At 44.9% G+C, this 236-nt stretch carries 1 pseudogene; it reads right to left on the bottom strand.

The window, feature by feature from the left end:
- Positions 1-109: 109 nt before the first annotated feature.
- Positions 110-236: pseudogene (locus Xinn_RS21690) on the bottom strand (IS5/IS1182 family transposase); the annotation flags it as partial.

Here is a 236-nt window from a genome sequence, read left to right as displayed (position 1 = left end):
TCATGGGGGCACTCAATTTACACCGGATTGAAGAGACGGTTATTCGTGAATATCCGACGATTAACGCGGAAAATGTCGTCCTTTTTTTCCATGCCATTATATGGTGTCGTCATGAAATACTCAACCAAAGAGCAAGACAGCGGATTTGGACTGCGGCAAGAAACGATGCACTATTTTTGGCATAACGGGTCGCTATACCACGCCAGCGTTTCAAATGGAGAAAAGCGTTTTCAACC

The sequence above is a fragment of the Xenorhabdus innexi genome (assembly GCF_002632485.1).
GTDB classification, from domain to species: Bacteria; Pseudomonadota; Gammaproteobacteria; order Enterobacterales; family Enterobacteriaceae; genus Xenorhabdus; species Xenorhabdus innexi.
The sequence above is the reverse complement of the archived record's forward strand: the minus strand, read 5'-3'. Positions and strand labels throughout refer to the sequence as shown.